The sequence below is a fragment of the Thalassorhabdus alkalitolerans genome (assembly GCF_042656525.1).
Classification (GTDB): domain Bacteria; phylum Bacillota; class Bacilli; order Bacillales; family Marinococcaceae; genus Thalassorhabdus; species Thalassorhabdus alkalitolerans.
Window position 1 is genome coordinate 196,543 of the sequence record NZ_JBHSOZ010000004.1, and the last position, 17,628, is coordinate 214,170.

General features: G+C 41.2%; 19 protein-coding genes. 13 read left to right on the forward strand and 6 right to left on the reverse strand.

Annotation, left to right across the window (positions count from 1 at the left end; all coding sequences use genetic code 11):
- Positions 1-21 precede the first annotated feature (21 nt).
- Positions 22-1,329: an MATE family efflux transporter gene (locus tag ACFPU1_RS10495; RefSeq protein WP_385940940.1), complete on the forward strand. Its 1,308-nt coding sequence runs from the start codon at positions 22-24 to the stop codon at positions 1,327-1,329.
- Between the two features lie 174 nt (positions 1,330-1,503).
- The gene (locus ACFPU1_RS10500) at positions 1,504-2,295 is read left to right on the forward strand and encodes a YfkD family protein (protein WP_054636765.1); all 792 of its coding nucleotides are present in this window, start codon (positions 1,504-1,506) and stop codon (positions 2,293-2,295) included.
- 58 nt (positions 2,296-2,353) lie between these two features.
- Here ACFPU1_RS10500 and yfkAB read toward each other — a convergent pair whose 3' ends face one another.
- On the reverse strand, positions 2,354-3,475 hold the full coding sequence (gene yfkAB / locus ACFPU1_RS10505; protein WP_385940838.1) for a radical SAM/CxCxxxxC motif protein YfkAB: 1,122 nt from the start codon (positions 3,473-3,475) through the stop codon (positions 2,354-2,356).
- A gap of 171 nt (positions 3,476-3,646) precedes the next feature.
- Here yfkAB and ACFPU1_RS10510 point away from each other — a divergent pair, with 171 nt between their 5' ends.
- Positions 3,647-3,832 carry an SE1561 family protein gene (locus tag ACFPU1_RS10510; protein ID WP_054636766.1) on the forward strand — a complete coding sequence of 62 codons (186 nt, stop codon included), beginning with the start codon at positions 3,647-3,649 and terminating at the stop codon, positions 3,830-3,832.
- Positions 3,833-3,838: 6 nt separating this feature from the next.
- The gene (locus ACFPU1_RS10515) at positions 3,839-4,450 is read left to right on the forward strand and encodes a histidine phosphatase family protein (protein ID WP_054636767.1); all 612 of its coding nucleotides are present in this window, start codon (positions 3,839-3,841) and stop codon (positions 4,448-4,450) included.
- Between the two features lie 107 nt (positions 4,451-4,557).
- On the opposite strand, the gene ACFPU1_RS10520 is transcribed toward ACFPU1_RS10515, so the two are convergent.
- Positions 4,558-6,090 (reverse strand): AbgT family transporter, encoded by a 1,533-nt coding sequence (locus ACFPU1_RS10520; RefSeq protein WP_385940842.1) that lies wholly within the window; start codon positions 6,088-6,090, stop codon positions 4,558-4,560.
- A 288-nt stretch (positions 6,091-6,378) separates the two neighbouring features.
- Between ACFPU1_RS10520 and ACFPU1_RS10525 the strand changes: the two genes are divergently transcribed.
- The gene (locus ACFPU1_RS10525) at positions 6,379-7,902 is read left to right on the forward strand and encodes a fumarate hydratase (RefSeq protein ID WP_100400747.1); all 1,524 of its coding nucleotides are present in this window, start codon (positions 6,379-6,381) and stop codon (positions 7,900-7,902) included.
- Positions 7,903-7,966: 64 nt separating this feature from the next.
- Here the strand turns inward: ACFPU1_RS10525 and ACFPU1_RS10530 are convergent, their stop codons facing one another.
- Complete coding sequence (locus ACFPU1_RS10530) at positions 7,967-8,245, reverse strand: hypothetical protein (RefSeq protein ID WP_385940845.1); 279 nt, start codon at positions 8,243-8,245, stop codon at positions 7,967-7,969.
- Positions 8,246-8,380: 135 nt separating this feature from the next.
- Here ACFPU1_RS10530 and pdaA point away from each other — a divergent pair, with 135 nt between their 5' ends.
- A complete protein-coding gene (gene pdaA / locus ACFPU1_RS10535; protein WP_385940848.1) occupies positions 8,381-9,193 on the forward strand; it encodes a delta-lactam-biosynthetic de-N-acetylase in 813 nt (270 codons plus the stop codon).
- Between the two features lie 94 nt (positions 9,194-9,287).
- Complete coding sequence (locus tag ACFPU1_RS10540; protein ID WP_232725387.1) at positions 9,288-9,674, forward strand: cbb3-type cytochrome c oxidase subunit I; 387 nt, start codon at positions 9,288-9,290, stop codon at positions 9,672-9,674.
- Positions 9,675-9,723: 49 nt separating this feature from the next.
- On the opposite strand, the gene ACFPU1_RS10545 is transcribed toward ACFPU1_RS10540, so the two are convergent.
- Positions 9,724-10,086, reverse strand: coding sequence for a GAF domain-containing protein (locus ACFPU1_RS10545; protein ID WP_054636768.1), 363 nt, complete (start codon positions 10,084-10,086; stop codon positions 9,724-9,726).
- A gap of 279 nt (positions 10,087-10,365) precedes the next feature.
- Here ACFPU1_RS10545 and ACFPU1_RS10550 point away from each other — a divergent pair, with 279 nt between their 5' ends.
- From ACFPU1_RS10550 to ACFPU1_RS10575, 6 genes are all read left to right on the forward strand, one after another.
- On the forward strand, positions 10,366-11,247 hold the full coding sequence (locus tag ACFPU1_RS10550) for a DNA-3-methyladenine glycosylase family protein (protein WP_385940853.1): 882 nt from the start codon (positions 10,366-10,368) through the stop codon (positions 11,245-11,247).
- Positions 11,240-12,646, forward strand: coding sequence for a 23S rRNA (uracil(1939)-C(5))-methyltransferase RlmD (gene rlmD, locus ACFPU1_RS10555; RefSeq protein ID WP_385940856.1), 1,407 nt, complete (start codon positions 11,240-11,242; stop codon positions 12,644-12,646). The genes ACFPU1_RS10550 and rlmD overlap by 8 nt, the downstream gene beginning before the upstream one ends.
- Complete coding sequence (locus ACFPU1_RS10560; protein ID WP_385940859.1) at positions 12,643-13,362, forward strand: ATPase; 720 nt, start codon at positions 12,643-12,645, stop codon at positions 13,360-13,362. The genes rlmD and ACFPU1_RS10560 overlap by 4 nt, the downstream gene beginning before the upstream one ends.
- A 155-nt stretch (positions 13,363-13,517) precedes the next feature.
- A complete protein-coding gene (locus ACFPU1_RS10565; RefSeq protein ID WP_385940861.1) occupies positions 13,518-14,771 on the forward strand; it encodes a PucR family transcriptional regulator in 1,254 nt (417 codons plus the stop codon).
- A gap of 108 nt (positions 14,772-14,879) precedes the next feature.
- Positions 14,880-16,001, forward strand: coding sequence for an alanine dehydrogenase (ald, locus tag ACFPU1_RS10570; protein ID WP_385940864.1), 1,122 nt, complete (start codon positions 14,880-14,882; stop codon positions 15,999-16,001).
- Between the two features lie 154 nt (positions 16,002-16,155).
- Positions 16,156-16,782, forward strand: coding sequence for a hypothetical protein (locus ACFPU1_RS10575; protein ID WP_385940867.1), 627 nt, complete (start codon positions 16,156-16,158; stop codon positions 16,780-16,782).
- A 7-nt stretch (positions 16,783-16,789) separates the two neighbouring features.
- Here ACFPU1_RS10575 and ACFPU1_RS10580 read toward each other — a convergent pair whose 3' ends face one another.
- Together ACFPU1_RS10580 and ACFPU1_RS10585 are read right to left on the reverse strand one after the other, a co-directional pair.
- Positions 16,790-17,002, reverse strand: coding sequence for a PLDc N-terminal domain-containing protein (locus ACFPU1_RS10580; RefSeq protein WP_054636773.1), 213 nt, complete (start codon positions 17,000-17,002; stop codon positions 16,790-16,792).
- A 136-nt stretch (positions 17,003-17,138) separates the two neighbouring features.
- Complete coding sequence (locus ACFPU1_RS10585) at positions 17,139-17,543, reverse strand: ectoine synthase (protein ID WP_054636774.1); 405 nt, start codon at positions 17,541-17,543, stop codon at positions 17,139-17,141.
- Between the last annotated feature and the right edge of the window lie 85 nt (positions 17,544-17,628).

Here is a 17,628-nt window from a genome sequence, read left to right on the forward strand (position 1 = left end):
GATTTTACCGAAGGAAGCATTATGAAGAAAATGATTTTTTTCTCATGGCCTATTTTCTTCGGTAATTTACTACAAAGCTCGTATCAGATCATAGACAGCTTATGGGTAGGAAACTTGCTTGGTGCTGAAGCACTTGGAGCCATCGCCATATCCAGTACCGTAATTTTTACGGTCCTTTCTTTTATTATTGGAATTAATGGCGCTACGTTAACAGTGCTTTCTCAGCGAAAAGGTCAAAAAGACGAAGAAGGACTTAAGGCTTCATTAAACACCTTTGTCTTTGTATTAGGAAGTCTCGCGATAATTATGGGTATTGTTGGTTTTTTCTTAGCACCCTATATTTTACGTTTTATGGGTACCCCAGACACCATTATGCCGATGGCTCTATCTTATTTGCAAATCAATTTGATCGGCATTGTTCTCTTGTTTGGATACAATTTTATCGGAACGGTTTTAAGAGCTCTGGGCGATAGTAAAACCCCCCTTCGTTTTATCATGATGGCGGTCGCTTTAAATGCTGTATTGGATCCTTTGTTTATTTATGTCCTGGATTTAGGGATCAATGGTGCTGCGTATGCAACGATTGTTTCTCAGGGATCTGCTTTCATATTTGGCCTCCTGTATTCCATTCTTAAAAGAGGAGTGCCCTTTTCAATACCCTTCTTGCCCCCTTTGGAAGAGTTTAAACGAGTCTTTAAGCTCGGCCTTCCATCCGGTCTTTCAATGATGGCCATTTCCGCAGGGGTTCTTGCAATTATGACGGTAGTGACAGCATTTGGTGATACCGTCGTAGCGGGATATGGTGCAGCCCAGCGAATAGACAGCCTTATTATGCTTCCAGCTTTAACTCTTGGATCGGCCATTAACAGCATGGCAGGACAGAACATTGGTGCAAGGAAGTGGGAGCGTGTAGGAGACATTGCAAAAAGCGGAATGATTCTAATTCTTGTAGTAACCATCACGATAAGCTTGTTTGTCTTTCTATCGGCAGAATACTTAATGAGAATGTTTGTGGATGATCAGGCAACCATAGAATTTGGTACGGTTTATCTACAGTGGGTTGCTTTTTTCTATCCATTTCTAGGCATAAACTTTGTTCTGAACGGTATTGTAAGAGCGGCTGGAGCAATGTTTCAAGTACTGGTGTTAAATATCCTTTCCTTTTGGATCCTGCGTTTTCCCCTGGCCTGGTTTTTTTCATCCTGGCTTGGAGCAGAAGGGATTGCGTTAGGAATAGGCGTAAGCTTTATTATAAGCAGCCTCTTCGCCGTTGGGTATTACAGGTTTGGTAAATGGAGAAAAATAGATCTCTTTGAACAAAGATCATAATTAGTGAAAAAAAGAGTCCTTCCAAAAGTCTTAAGGCGGGAAGTAAGCCATATATGACTTAAGGAGGGGCTCTTTTCTATGAAATATTCATTTCTAGAATATTTCTCTAATTGTCGGATATTTTTCCTACTCCCTGAAAACAATAGAAAAAAACAAAGAAGGAGGATATCTCCGATGAAAATATGGGTGCTGCGATTAATCGTCGTTTTGCTAATACTAATACTTCCGGTTTCTGGAGCAGCGTTAGCTGAAGAAAGTGAAAAAGCAGACGATAAACCAGATTATGTCTTTGATATTTCAAAAGAGAATACATTTTCAAGCAGTACAAAAGATGAGCCGTTTCTGCATCCAAGCTCTCTTTCCAAGGAGTTAATTGAAACATCAAATGTTCCTGTAATGAACCCGGAGTTAATACGAATTTTAAATGAAACAACCATTGATGGTTCAAAGTTTGCTTTTGGCTTTAAAGCCTCCATATTCCTTGGCGAGTGGGCGTTATGCTACGAAGGGGAAAGCTCTGAAGCAAATTGGGAGTATGAAAAGGTAAACACGAATTCCTTTGATAATCGGGGCGGGAACGAAACCTTTGCTTTAAAGTATAAACAAGACCAGGCAAAACGAGTAAAAGGGGAAATTACAGCGGACATTCCTGATGGAGATGAAGTAAAAAAAATGATGGTCCTCCATGCGGCTAAAGAAACAAAGCTTCCTGTCGCAATGGAGACAACAATTGGGAATGGAACAGAGCTTGATCATGCTTACCGTGTAAACGGGGGGCAGTCAGGGTCATTGCATGGGTATGTTCCAGCTGTAAAAGAAAAAGGAAGCGTCACCTATGGGGAAGTATATTTAGTCCTAAGAGGCGGAAAGCAAATGATTGAAGTTAAAAATGTGACGCAGCAGGATGTGCAGGCCTGGCTCCCTGTCCAAAACCATCTTTCATTAAAGTTTATCCCAGGAAATTAAAAAAGGTGCCCCCATCAGCGTAAAAGAGCAGCACGGTGTTGGAGGCACCTTAATTTTGTTACAAGGTAATATTAGAGGACAGCTTTGTGAAATCTTTGTTTTTGTAATAGGCGTTTTTTACAAGAACATTGGGGCCTAGGCATTTCACTGCAGGGCAATGACAATTTAAAGAGCGAGCAAGGTTACTATTTAACCAGGAATTATAAGCATCAGGTAAGCTGGTGTGCTTAATATTGCCTAAAGAAGGCTCATCCCCAAAGTCAGTAACAATAATTTCACCGTCAAATATGTTAACGTTTAGGCGTGACCGCCCGTCAGGATCGTTTCTTACCGTTACACATTCTTCATTGTATAAACGTGTAAGTAATTCCAAATCTTCATCACTAGAGCTGCAGGCGTAAAATGGAAGTGTACCAAAAAGCATCCATGTATCCTTATTTCGGTGGTCAAGCAAACGATGAATTCCTTCACGAATCTCTTGCAAGGAAGCAGGCTTGAGGGAGCTCGCAAAATCACTTGGGTACATTGGGTGAACTTCATGGCGTCCGCATCCCATCGAAATAATTTGATCATGAATGTCCTCGAGATGAGGAAGAGTTCGTTTATTGAGCATGGTTTCAGCAGAGACCATCACACCTTGAGATGAGAGAATTTTAGCATTTTCAACCATCCGGTCAAAATAAGCTTCAGCTTGCTTTTGAGATGGTTTTTTGTTCATCATGGAAAATCCGATGTCAACAAAGTCATCTTTACTTCCATAATTATGCGAAATATGAAGGACATCCAAATAAGGGATGATCAGTTCATAACGATTAATATCAAGCGTGAGATTTGAATTTATCTGTGTCTTGACCCCTCGCTCATGGGCATATTTCAGCAAAGGCACTACATAATCTTTTACAGATTTCATAGATAGCATAGGCTCCCCGCCTGTAATGCTGAAAGCTCTCAAATTTGGAATTTCGTCCAGGCGTTTGATGAGTATATCCAGCGGCAGGGGTTCAGGGTCTTTGGGCTGGAGCATATAGCCTACAGCACAATGCTCACATCGCATGTTACATAAAGTGGTTGTCGTAAATTCTATATTAGATAGCTGGAGAGAACCAAACTCTTCTATATCCTTATAGGCTTCCCATGCATCCGTTGCTGGGGCCTGTGGTTCATAAGTATTTGTACGCATCAAAGATGCTCCTTTTCTTCATAGTTCCGTTCTTTCCAAATGGTCATTCCTGAATAAGACAACCCTTATCTTACCTTAAAACAAGGAAAAGAGAAAGACGTAATAAGGCTCCTCTCTTGTTCTTTCGTTTGGCCTTTGGTATGGTAACTCCAAAAAGAAGGATTGTTGTGTATGGGAAGTCCTGTTTACGACAAAGTAAGGCAATTGGAATATTTGCAGAAAAGAGTTGAGTTAATGAGTCATATGCTTGAGGCGCTGGATCCAGCTGAAGCTGATATTAATGACTTAAACAGGTTTCAAGAAATGCTTGATCAGGTTAAAATTAAGACCAACCAATTTCAAAAGAACTGGGAGTAGAGAGACATGGATTTATTTTTAATACGACACGGAGAATCAGAAGGGAACAGAGCGGGGAAATTACAAGGATGCCAGGACTTCCCCCTGTCGGTTGAAGGGAAAAAGCAAGCTTTGCTGCTTGGACAGTTTCTTAAGTCAACAAAACTTGATGCTTTATACAGCAGTGACCTGTCAAGGGCTTATGAAACAGCAAAAGCAATTGAAAAGTATCAGCACGTACCGCTTATAGCTTCAGAAGCCTACCGGGAAATTCACCTGGGACCTTTTGAAGGAAAAACAAGAGAAGAAATTTACAAGGAATTTCCTGATATGAGAAACAAAAACCTTCTGACATCAGGAATAGAAGGAACAGAACAGGTAGGAGTAATAACTGAAAGATGTAAGCAGCTCATAAACGGGCTGAGTGAAAAGCACCAGGAGAAAACAATTGCACTTGTTTCTCACGGAGGGTTTCTTTCCATCTTTTTAATGTTTCTGATGCTTGGTGATGACTGGTACCAATTCCACAGACCTTTTCGTCTTGGAAACACTGGTGTAACAAAGATCACAGTAAAACAAGAAGGGAATCCAGTGATTCATTATATTAATCGGGATACGCACCTGGCTTCTAAATACTGATTCCAGGGGCACTATATTCCACAAAAGACAAACACCCCACATGTTAGAATTTTGCTCTAACATGTGGGGTGTTTTTTTAAGACTGATTGGTTTCAGTCTATTAGTTATTAGTCAGCTGGTGCATACTCGATAGGAGATCCTGGTCCAAGGTCAATTCCAAAGAGCATCCATACGATCAGCATAATGGTCCAAACAATCGTAAATATGATGGAATATGGAAGCATAACTGAAACAAGGGTTCCGATTCCCATTTTCTTATCATATTTTTGAGCAAACGCAATAATAATTGCAAAGTACGTCATTAATGGCGTAATGATGTTAGTTGTTGAATCAGCAATACGATAGGCCATTTGTGTGAGCTCTGGAGAATAGCCTAGCTGCATCATGATTGGGACAAAGACAGGAGCCATAATTGCCCATTTTGCAGAGGCGCTTCCTATAAATAAGTTGATAAAGCCCGCTACAATAATGAAGGCTATTACCAGAGGGATTCCCGTAAAGTTTACACTTTGAAGGAACTCAGCGCCGTACACTCCCAGGACTAGCCCCATGTTTGTTTCATTAAAGTAAGCAACAAATTGACCGGCTGTAAAGGCAAGGACAATGAACATTCCCATTGCAGCCATTGTGTCAGACATTTGATTTGCTACGTCTTTATCATTTTTAATGGTTCTTGTTACCATGCCATACACAAGACCTGGAACAAGGAACAGAATAAGAATAACAGGTACTAACGACTGCATAAATGGCGACTGGATAATAGGCTGAGGATCTTCTCCGCGCATAGGTCCCCACTCAGGTACAATTAGAAGTGCCATTAGGATACTAGTGATGACAAAGGAAATGACAGCCCATAAGAGTCCTTTCTTTTCTGAAGCTTCAAGGCCATTAAGTGATTCTCTGTATTCCCCTTTGTATTCTCCTAAACGTGGTTCTACGACTTTTTCAGTAACTATACTTCCTACTATAGAAAGAACAAATACTGAGGCAAAAATAAAGTAGTAGTTCATTGCAATATTCATAGTCTCTGCGTAAGCAGGGTCTATGGTTGCAGCAGCCTGAATAGTTAATTCACCGAGCATTGGATCTGTTGCAGACAAGAACAAGTTCGCACTGAACCCTGCAGAAACACCAGCAAATGCAGCAGCCAGCCCAGCTAATGGGTGACGTCCTAATGCCGCAAATATTACTGCTCCTAATGGAGGAAGAACTACGTATCCAGCATCTGATGCTACGCTGGACATAATACCGGCAAACACGAGGCCGAAAGTGATCAGACTTTTTGGAACCGAAAGTACGAAGCCCCTAAGAGCCGCACTAATTAGTCCTGACCTTTCAGCAACCCCAATCCCGATCATCGTGGCAAGTACCACGCCGAGAGGAGCAAACCCAATAAAGTTATCAACCATGCTGGTAAATAAATACTCGATGCCGTCAGCTGATAACAGGTTAGTGACTTCTACTGTCTCCCCCGGCTCAGCAGGATCATCTACAGTGATACCTACTGCAGAAAGAATGGCTGATACAAAGATAACGACAACAGCTAAAATAGCGAAGAGTGTTATAGGATGAGGGAGTTTGTTCCCGACAACCTCAACCCTGTCGAGAGCTGCTTGTGTAAATTTTCTGTTTTTAGCCATAAGTAGACTCCTTTCTAAATAATGTAAAAATTTATACCACAGGCTTTTACGGCAGACATCAATTCGAACAAAGTAACATTATAAGTATAGGATAAGATTTTTAAAAGAGTTTTAGGCAAAGTCTTAATCTTGGTAAAATATCAATAAATCAAACAAATGATTATACCCCTTGGATCTGTTAGTTAAACACCTTTTTATGTGCTTCTTTCTAAATGTTGTGAAAACGCTTATAATGAAAGGGAAAAGATAATAAAGGAGAGGGAGATTGTGAACAAATTCAAAGAAAGTATGTACCAGTTAATTGTAGAAACTTCTACGAACCTGCCGTATGATGTGCGGAAAGCGATAAAGCAGGCAAAGGCACAGGAAAATGCAGGAACCAGAGCAGCTTTGTCATTGTCAACGATTACGGAAAACATATCAATGGCTGATGAAGAAGTTTCTCCAATCTGTCAGGATACCGGCATGCCGACATTTAAGATTAAAGTTCCTATAGGAGCAAACCAAATTGAAATAAAAAGGGAAATTGAAGAGGCTCTTGTACAGGCCACGGAAGATGGTAAGCTTCGTCCTAACTCCGTTGATTCATTGACTGGAAAAAACAGTGGAGATAATCTTGGCCCTGGTACTCCTGCCATGTACTTTGAACAGTGGGAAAAAGATTACATAGATGTAAGGTTAGTCTTAAAAGGCGGCGGCTGTGAAAACAAAAATATTCAATACAGTCTGCCCGCTGAGCTTGAAGGACTGGGAAGAGCGGGACGTGATTTGGACGGCATAAGAAAGTGTATTATGCATTCAGTCTACCAAGCGCAAGGACAAGGCTGCAGTGCAGGTTTTATTGGTGTCGGCATCGGCGGTGACCGTACGTCCAGTTATTCATTGGCAAAAGATCAGCTGTTTCGTTCAGTAGACGATGTAAATCCAAATCAGGAATTAAAGAAGCTTGAAGAGTATGTCCTTGAAAATGCGAACAAGCTTGGGATTGGAACAATGGGATTTGGAGGGGAAGCCACTCTTCTTGGCTGTAAAGTGGGTACTATGAACCGTTTACCTGCAAGCTTTTTCGTTTCTGTAGCCTATAACTGCTGGGCTTTCCGCCGTCTTGGAGTAGCCATTGATCCTCAAAATGGTGAAATTACTGACTGGTACTACCAGGAGGGTGAAAAAATTGATTTCGCCGAAGAGGCGAAAAAAGAAGCACAGGAAGCTACTGGAGAAGAGGAAGTAAAGCAAGTAGTATTGCAAGCTCCTGTAACTGAAGAACAAATTCGCGAGCTTAAGGTAGGAGACGTTGTCGTTATTAACGGAGATCTTCATACCGGAAGAGATGCTATTCACCACCATTTGATGAGCCATGATGCTCCAATAGACCTTAATGGCCAAATCATCTATCATTGCGGCCCGGTTATGCTAAACGATAAAGAAAAGGGCTGGCAGGTCAAAGCAGCGGGCCCGACCACGAGTATCCGGGAAGAACCATACCAAGGTGACATTATGAAGAAATTCGGTATTCGTGCAGTAATTGGTAAAGGCGGCATGGGACCAAAAACGTTGAAAGCTCTTGAAGAACATGGAGGTGTGTACCTCAATGCCATCGGAGGTGCTGCTCAGTACTATGCTGACTGTATTAAAGATGTAAAAGGAGTAGATTTAATGGAATTCGGCATACCTGAAGCAATGTGGCATTTGGAAGTGGAAGGCTTTGCTGCAATTGTTACGATGGACTCTCATGGAAACAGTCTTCATGCCGATGTGGACAAGTCTTCTCTTGAAAAACTTGGCCAATTTAAAGAACCTGTGTTCAGCTAAAATAGATTTAATAAATGTAAAATGAGGGTATCCCAATTGCAGACTTGGGATACCCTCATTTCTGTTATACTTTTTCTTCCCACGTTTCCTGTTCAAAGCTTTTCATATTATTTTCCGTTTCTTGTGGGAAGGCAGTACGGAAGTGGTGAGAATCTGCCTCTATGACTTCAACCATTTTTGCAATCATATCTTCCGGATCGTACTGCTCTTCAAGTACTTTTTCCGTTTCTGCGATAGAATCTCTGCTGGTGAAATATTCATTTTGATGAGACCATTTCCATTTTTCTTCAAACATGCGGTCATTAAAGCCTGTTTCAAAAGGTCCTGGGTTTATTGTTGCCACCTGTACGTTAAACTCCTCAAGCTCTGCTTTCATGGTTTCGGCTAAAACTGAATTCCTAATCATTTCCTTTTTGTGGAGGCGGGATAATTTATACGTACTGAGCCACACTAAGGTAAAAAAAGGGGCCATGGGCTTATGAGGCATTGGGCAGTATGGGTTATGGCAGTAGTGCTGCTAGGAACAGGATTGTTTTTTATTCAACACTCAGTGACAGATGCAAAACAAATCAGCAGTGAAGTATTAAACTGGAATTTCAAACCGGCAAAAGATCAGCAGCCAGCTGATGCTGATCCTCATTATAAAGAATTATTAAAGGAATACGATGGGGTATTTATGGGGTGTCCTCAGGATAAAAGCTTGTACCTTACTTTTGATAACGGGTATGAAAATGGGTATACAAAGCAGGTGTTAGACGTACTCAAAGAGAAAGAAGTGCCTGCAGCCTTTTTTATTACGGGACATTACTTAACGACAGAAACAGACTTAATTAATAGAATGATTAAAGAAGGGCATATTGTTGGCAATCATTCATACCATCATCCCAGTTTGCCGGAAGTAAGTGAAGAAAGAGTAAAGAGAGAGCTGACGAAACTAAAAGAAGAATACAAAGAAATAACTGGTGAGGAATACATGCCTTACTTGCGTCCCCCGCAAGGTAAGTTCAGTGAAGAGAGCCTTTCGTTAAGCAGGGACTTAGGATATATAAACGTGTTCTGGTCACTTGCTTATAAAGATTGGGAAACAGATAACCAAAAAGGGGCAGATTATGCCTATGAACAAATTATGAATCGTATCCACCCAGGGTCTATTATGCTGCTTCATTCCGTTTCCAAAGACAATGCGGAAGCCTTAGGACGTGTCATTGATGAATGCAGAAAGCAGGGCTATGAATTTAAGAGTCTGGACGATTTAATGATGAAAAAAACAATGAGGAAGTTTCACCCCTAATCCATGATAAAGCTGTTTCTGCCTCCCTTTGGGCTGCTGAGACAGCTTTTTTACTATTTCTACATATAGGAAAGAGAATGAGCATAAATATGCAATGAAGAGAAGGGAGTGGGTTGTTATAGGGGTTAAGCTGATTAAAATATCTGTTATTTATTTCTTTGCCGCAGTATTGTTTGGTCTATTTATGTCAATGACTTATGAATTTCAGTACACCGGAGTTCATGCCCATTTAGCGCTGCTGGGATGGACTTCAATGACGCTTGCCGGTCTTATTTACCACCTTTTTCCGCGGGCAGAAAAGAGTAATCTGGGAAAATGGCATTTCTGGCTGCATAATATTTCCCTCCCTATTATGCTTGGTTCTTTATTTATGGTCATCCGCGGATATGAAGCATTTGGCCCGATTATAGGTATTGGGGGAATTACATTAGCCATAGGGGTCGTGTTGTTTGTCATTAATGTGTTTCGAAATGTAAAGTGAAAAAAGGAGCTCACTCTGGTTATTGGATAACCAGAATGAGCTCCTTCTGTTAATTCATAGTGATTTGCTGGCTTAAAGCGTCCGCAACCGTCTCCAGGGTAGAAACGTCAGTCACATCAAAGGCGATTGGTTCTTTGCTTTTTACTACAAGTATACCTACTTCTTTTCCGTTCAGATCTTTAAGCGAAAAGCTGAGCTGTCCGTTATGCTCCCAGCTGTTATTATTTTCCTCTGAAGCACTGGCCATCAGTCGCCATTGTTCGTTCTCTCCTACATAAACCCCGCACCAGTCAATGTAAGGCACATGTTCTACGAGACGTTCAACGGTTTCTTTAAAGATTTCGGCCGGTTTGTCTTTTTTGTACACAGCCGCCATAATATGTATGGAAGCAACATCCGTGGCAATTGACAAATCAATGATCCCCCTTTTAAATTGGCAGCTCTGTTAATTTTTTTTATTTATCTTCACATGCAGCCGGCATTCGTTTCACCTTCAAAGGGCCAGCTGTATTGTAAGAGTTTGCCAGAGCTGAATAAATAAAACAAAAAAAGCCATAGCTGCTTTTTGTTTAGTCACATCCATTTTAGCAAAGGACAAGCCGTTACTGTTCTAGAAAGTTTAGGAAGTGGAAGAAAACATGGTAAGATAAGTTGTTATAGAATTCCCTTTTCTGGAAAGAGAGGAGAAACCATGTGGAAAGAAGAAATCATGCTTCCTGCTCCTATTAGTGTACCTGTAATGCTTAAACGGCTGCACGTAGATCCCGTGCATTCAGTTGATGAAGAAAAAAGAACAGTAAGGGTCCCCATAGAAAAAGGTCACGCTAAAGAGAGTCTTCTCGTTCACTTTGTCAGCGATGACAAAGTTGCTGTTAAAGGGAGCCAGATAGAAAAAGAAGTTGCGCTGCCACATCTTAACAATATATTTTTATGGCATAGGGATGCTGGTGAAATATCAGCTTTTTTGAAATCAACAATGCTGGATCCCATTGTAGAGCGCTTCAAAGGTGTCCCGCTTGTGTGTGATTTTGATTTATATGGATGTTTAATAAAAACCATTATTCACCAGCAATTAAATATGACATTTGCCTATCAGCTTTCATCTCGATTTGTTTTCCAGTTCGGTGAGAAAGTAAATGGGGCCTGGTTTTATCCTTCTCCGGAGATGATTGCAGAACTAGAGACAGAGGACTTAACATGCCTTCAGTTTAGCAGAAGAAAAGCAGAGTATGTGATTGATACCTCACGATTAATAGCGGATGGAAAGCTTGACTTAGAAGGTTTGCGGGCAAAGGAAGATAACGAGATCATTAGTATATTAACCGCCATTCGGGGAGTAGGGCCCTGGACAGCTGAGTGCTTTCTCCTTTTCGGTTTAGGGAGAGCGGACCTCCTCCCTGCTGCAGACATCGGAATTCAAAATGCGTTAAAAAAATTGCTGGAACTTCCTAATAAGCCATCCAAAGAAGAAGTGATTGAATGGAGTGCAGCATGGTCTCCATATAAAAGCTACGCGGCATTATACCTGTGGTTAAGCATTGAAAATGAAAGTAGAGTGAAAATCAATGAATAAACAAAAATCAGCCTCTCAAATCAGCATTAAAAAAGGCCAGCGTTTTCCACTTACTATAAAACGGTTAGGGATAAACGGAGAGGGTGTCGGATTCTTTAAAAGACAAGTAGTATTTGTTGAAGGAGCACTGCCTGGTGAAGAGGTAGTATGTGAAGTGAAAAAGGTTCATCGCAACCACGCAGAAGCTGTTGTCCGTTCAATCCGCAAGGCCTCTCCACACCGAACGGACGCACCCTGTCCTGTTTTCGAAAAATGTGGGGGATGCCAAATACAGCACCTTGCTTATGAAAGGCAGTTAACAGAGAAGAAGGACCTTGTTGTTCAAGCATTCGAAAAATATAATAAAGGACTGGACATCAAGGTGAAAGATACGTTAGGCATGGATGACCCCTGGCATTACCGAAATAAAAGTCAATGGCAGCTGGGCACTGAAAAGGGCGAGGTTATTGCAGGACTATATGCTATGGATTCCCATCGTTTGATCGATTTAACAAAGCCGGGATGCATGGTGCAGCATCCTGTGTTAAATAAAGTTAGTATTGAAATAACACGTATCTTCAGGGACTTTAATGTGCCAATTTACAATGAGAAAAAGAAAACCGGCGTGGTACGTACTATCGTTGTTCGCACAGGGTTTTCAAGCGGTGAGGTGCAAGTAACGCTTATTACAGCAAAGCCTGAGCTTCCTAGGGAAAAAATTATAATAAATGAAATAAATAGAAGGCTCCCAGAAGTGAATTCTGTATACCAAAATATCCAGCCAACCTCTTCTTCAGCCGTTTTTGGAAAGAAAACTATCCACTTATGGGGGAAAGAAACACTGCTTGAAGAGCTTAAAGGAAAGTCGTTTCATTTATCACCGCAAGCTTTTTTTCAGCTTAATCCTATTCAGGCAGCTGTTCTTTATGATGAAGCAAAAAAGGCAGCACATTTAACAGGGAAAGAAAAAGTAGTAGATGCTTATTGCGGGACAGGAACGATTGGACTTTGGATGGCTGATCATGCCCAAGAGGTTCGAGGTATGGATACAATCAAGGCAAGTGTAGAGGATGCAAACCAAAATGCAGCTGATCATGGATACAGTCATGCAAGTTTTGAAACAGGAAAAGCAGAAGAGGTTCTTCCCCGGTGGGTAAAGGAAGGATGGGGGCCGGATGTGATCATAGTGGACCCGCCGAGAAGCGGATGTGATCAGGCTCTCCTTCATACAATAAAGAAAATCTCTCCCCGCAGATTCGTATATGTTTCCTGCAACCCTTCTACTTTGGCAAAGGATTCATCCTTTCTTTTGAGAAATGGCTATGACATTGAATATGTACAGCCGGTTGATATGTTTCCTCAAACAGCCCAGGTAGAGGCAGTCGCAAGCTTTGTGAAAAAGCAGAGGGGTTCTAAATGAGAGATGTGGCTTATTACCCTTTAAGCGAGGACAAAGAACTGGTCATAGCAGCCGATTGCAGCGGAGGAGTTGGTGAGAAAGCATCTGATGAGGTAGAGGCGTCTTATGAACTCGTAGGGAAGTATAGCGCCAGAGTAGCAGTCATGGAAGCGTTGAGTGTCGGAGCTTCTCTAACAGGGATCTCTCTTCACAATTTTTGCGGACAAGAGGAATGGCCGAGGCTGGTAAAGGGCGTACAAGAAGTTTTGACTGAGACAGGGTATCCTCACCTTCCCTTAACAGGAAGTACTGAGAGCAACATGAATATGGTCCAGTCTGCCTTTGGCGTGACCGCAATCGGCACCGTTTCACCTGAAGCAAAGAAGACAGAAAAAACTCCCGAAAATGCCGGGTTTGCTGTCGTAGGCACACCACTGTGGGGGGACAGTGTGTTAGCGAAAAAGGATAAAGTTCTTCCTCTTTCTCTTTTTCGTTCTCTAGTCGACCACCCAGGGGTTTATGAAATAGTACCTGTAGGTTCCAAGGGAATTAAATTTGAACTAGACACCTTATGTCAAATGAACTCTTTGAAGCCTTTATCAGTTTCTGACAGCCCATTTGACCAGTTTTCGTCAGCAGGACCCGCCACCTGTGTAATAATCTCCTTTGACATGAAGATAAAAGAAGAGTTAAAGCAAATGAGCAGTCCTTATATTACATTTTTTAGTAGACAATAAACTTGGCAGCAGGTGATAAATAAATCCTGCTGCTTTTTTATTTGGGATAAGCAGGAGTCAAAGTACAGGCAATATAATAATAATGATAAAATATATATTAAAAAGCAGGTGGCCGCTACATTGGCAGAAATATGCAAAAGGAAGGGGCGATAGGGATGAATTCATTAAATAAAGCGAACCCTTTTCAAAGAAAGTTTGATAACTTAGAACAGTTTGCTGATTTTTTGAGTGAGATTATTCACTGTCCGGTAACAATAGAGGATGCAAATCATCGTTTGCTTGCGTACAGTTCCCATGACAATAAAACAGACGCTGCACGGGTAGCTACCATCATTGGCAGAAGAGTTCCAGAAAAAGTGATTAACAGACTTTGGAAAGATGGAGTCATCCCTGCGTTAAATAAGCAGGACGAGCCGGTTATTATACCTGAAATCGACGATATTGGATTGGGAGATAGAGTAGCTGTGGCCATACGCAAGGGGTCTGAGGTCCTTGGGTACATTTGGATTGTGGAAGCAGCACACAAGGGGGATCAGGTCGATCGTAACTTGCTTACTTTGGCTTCTGAAAAAGCTAAGAAACTCCTCCTTCATGTGAGCAGACAAAAAGTTAAACGGGAAAAGGATTACCAAGAACTTTTTTGGGAACTGCTTACTGGAAATATTCATTCCCATGATGAAGCAGTTGACAGGCTCAGCAGCATAACCCCCAGTGTACCCCCATGTTTTTCGGTGATGGCTTTTCAAATCCAAGGAAAGCTGGATGACTCTATACATAAAAAAATTACGTATTTAATAAATACTCAGCAGCAAGTAAAGGTCCTGCTCCACACACTAGATGACCGCTTGCTCCTTCTTTTGGCATCGACTTCTGAGGAAAGCAATTCCCTCTCTTCAATAAATAACTTTGCCTTACTATTTTTAAAGCAGCTCAAAGAACGATTTAGGATAGAGAACGTGAGAGCTGCCTGTAGTTCCATACAAGAAGGAGATTTGACGAAAACCGCTTTTGCCTATCAGGAAGCTCTTTCCGCATTAAGTATAAAACAGCAATTTCCCGAAGAAACTAATGATATAGTTTTTTACCATGATTTAGGGGTATTTAGGTATTTAAATGGTCTTTTAGAACAAAGAAGAGATGAAAACCATACGCATCCCGGTTTAAGGAAACTGAGGGAATATGATTCTAAAAACAATACTGAACTCTACGATACGTTAGAAACGTATTTAAATAGAGATGGAAATATAAATGAAGCAGCCAAGGATCTTCATGTGCACGTGAATACCTTAAACTATAGGGTGAAACGAATTTGTGAGATAGCCCAAATTGATGTGAAAAATCCTCATTATAAGCTTTCTTTATATCTGGAAATAAAACTGGAGAGACTGGACCCAAAGCATAACTTGTGAAATTCTACAAATCACTAATGGTTATTTGTTTTTCTTCCACGAAGCTTTCATTATGATTGGTGATTTATAATGAAAATACCTTATAAAAGAGCGCAGGAGGGAAAAGTCATGAAAATTGGAATCCCGACAGAAGTGAAAAATAATGAGAATCGTGTAGCCATCACTCCAGCTGGCGTCCTTTCCTTAACAAAAGCAGGACATGAAGTGATTGTGGAAAGTAATGCTGGCGTAGGAAGCGGATTTGAAGATGAAGCCTATAAAGAAGCCGGGGCCGAAATTTTTCCTAGTGCGGAAGAAGTGTGGAACTCAGCTGAAATGGTAATGAAAGTAAAGGAGCCACTGGAAAGTGAGTATAAATACTTTCGGGAAGGGTTAATTTTATTTACGTATCTTCATTTGGCTGCCGAGCCTGAATTGGCTAAGGCTTTGACTGAGAAAGGTGTAACAGCGCTTGCCTATGAAACAGTAGAAGTGAATGGGGCTCTTCCTTTGTTGACACCAATGAGCGAGGTAGCAGGCAGAATGGCTTCTCAGATTGGTGCACAGTTCCTTGAAAAACCGAAGGAAGGGAAAGGAATTCTCCTCTCAGGGGTTCCAGGGGTTAAGCGTGGAAAAGTAACAATTATAGGAGGCGGTGTAGTAGGGACCAATGCTGCAAAAATAGCTATTGGACTCGGCGCAGATGTCACTATTATCGATTTAAGCCCAGACAGGCTAAGACAGTTAGATGATATCTTTGGGAGTGAGATTAATACTCTCATGTCAAACCCGATGAATATATCTGAAGCCGTAAAAGAGTCAGACCTTGTGATAGGGGCTGTTCTTATACCGGGCGCAAGAGCTCCTAAGCTTGTCACAGAAGAAATGATCGAAGGGATGTCACCGGGTTCAGTAGTAGTTGATGTAGCGGTTGATCAGGGTGGTATAATTGCTACGGCAGATAGGATTACGACTCACGACCAGCCGACGTATATTAAGCATGATGTCGTTCACTATGCAGTTGCGAACATGCCAGGCGCAGTCCCTCGGACATCAACGATTGCTTTAACAAATGTGACGATTCCATTTGCTCTGCAAATTGCAAATAAGGGTGTGAAAACAGCCCTTAGCGAAAACATGTCATTACAAAAGGGGTTAAACGCTGCGGGGGGGAAGGTTACCTATGAAGCTGTAGCAAGAGATCTCGGTTACGATTATGTACCGGCCCAAAAAGTATTAGCATCCATTTAAATACACAGAAACCGCTGTCTGTCTGCAGCGGTTTTTATTTGCCTGAAAAACGTAAAAAAGCCGTCACTAAGCAAACACTATGGTTTAGAAAAGAAATAGTGTAAACTGTAATATGGTGAAGAGAAACTTATACAGAAAGGAGGAGCGGACAGTTATGGCTATGATCGCCCTATCCATATTTTTTGTAGCTGGTGTGTTGTCAGTTATTTCGACTTTTTTACTCCTGATCACATGGCGACAGCAGAAAGAAAACGGCTACAAACAGGCTAAAGTTACAGGAGCAGCCATAATAGTTACTGTTTGCTCATTCCTGTTTTTTCTAGCAGTAGGAGAGCCGGCAGGGAGTGATTTAGAAACAGCGGATCGTCCAACATTTGCGACAGCAGAGGAAGAGGCTGAATGGGTCATCCATACTGTGGCAGGGGAAAGAAGCTCTTTTTATGATGAAGTGATAAGGGAGCTCTCTATAGAGGAAGGCATCCTGGAGACAAGCTTAAATGCAAGTGATAATATTACTACAAGTTTAATCCAAACAGGTATTCTTACTGATTCAGCTAAATTATTTAATGAACTTTTAAAAGGTGATGAGATCAGAGAAGTAAACATGCATTGGTATTTTCCCATAGAAGAAGATGCTGCTGAAGAAGATTTCGAGCAGGTCTATCACATTATAATGGATGAAGAAACAGCAGCTTCAGTGAACTGGGAAGAATTTGAAGTAGAAGATTTCGAGGACATAGCTGATTATTTCTGGGAACATGAAATTTTCAGGTCTGAGTAGGACGGCATTATGCATTTCGTATAAGAAGATAAACGAGAAGGCCAATGACAGGGAAGAAAAGCGTTCCTATTAGAACAAGCAAAGCATATTCCTTGCTGTTCCCTTTACGGACAGCATCACGATAAGCCCATACGCTTGTTAAAATATTAAGTAAAAAAACGCCGACAGTAAAAAACAAGAATACTAGAAAGACAGCACTGAAAGCACCTATAATTTCCATAGTAAGTGTACTCCTTTTTATATATCATCATTGAAACTTTATTATCTATATTATTCTATAGGAAGATCACTGTATAGAGTTTCGCATAAAAAAGCTTCCACATTTTATAAATGTGGAAGCTTTTTTATTTGGTTTATTAATCTGCGTAATCTACAGTATCAATATCAGCAGGATATACACCATTTTCGTCGTGTACTTCTCTGCCGCTGATTGGCGGATTAAACACGCAAACCATTCTCATGTCCTGCTCGGCACGAAGAAGGTGCTCATCGTGCTTGTCAAGAACGTATACACTGCCTGCTTCTATTGGCCAGATTTTATTATCAGCTAATGTTTCCACTTCACCTTTTCCTTCAATACAATATACAGTTTCAAGGTGATTTTTATAGTGGATATGAGTTTCTGTACCAGCACGAATAATTGTATCATGCACAGAATAACCCATATTGTCTTTCTTTAAAACAAGACGGCGGCTAACCCAGTTCCCGTTATCAACCTCTTGTTCTGTTCCAATGATGTCTTCAAGTTTCACAACTTTCATAGTAGTAATCCTCCATATCAGTATGTTGTAGTATTTTATAACAAAAAGGGGTGTCCCAATTGGTGTCGGTCACCATTAGTTTGGG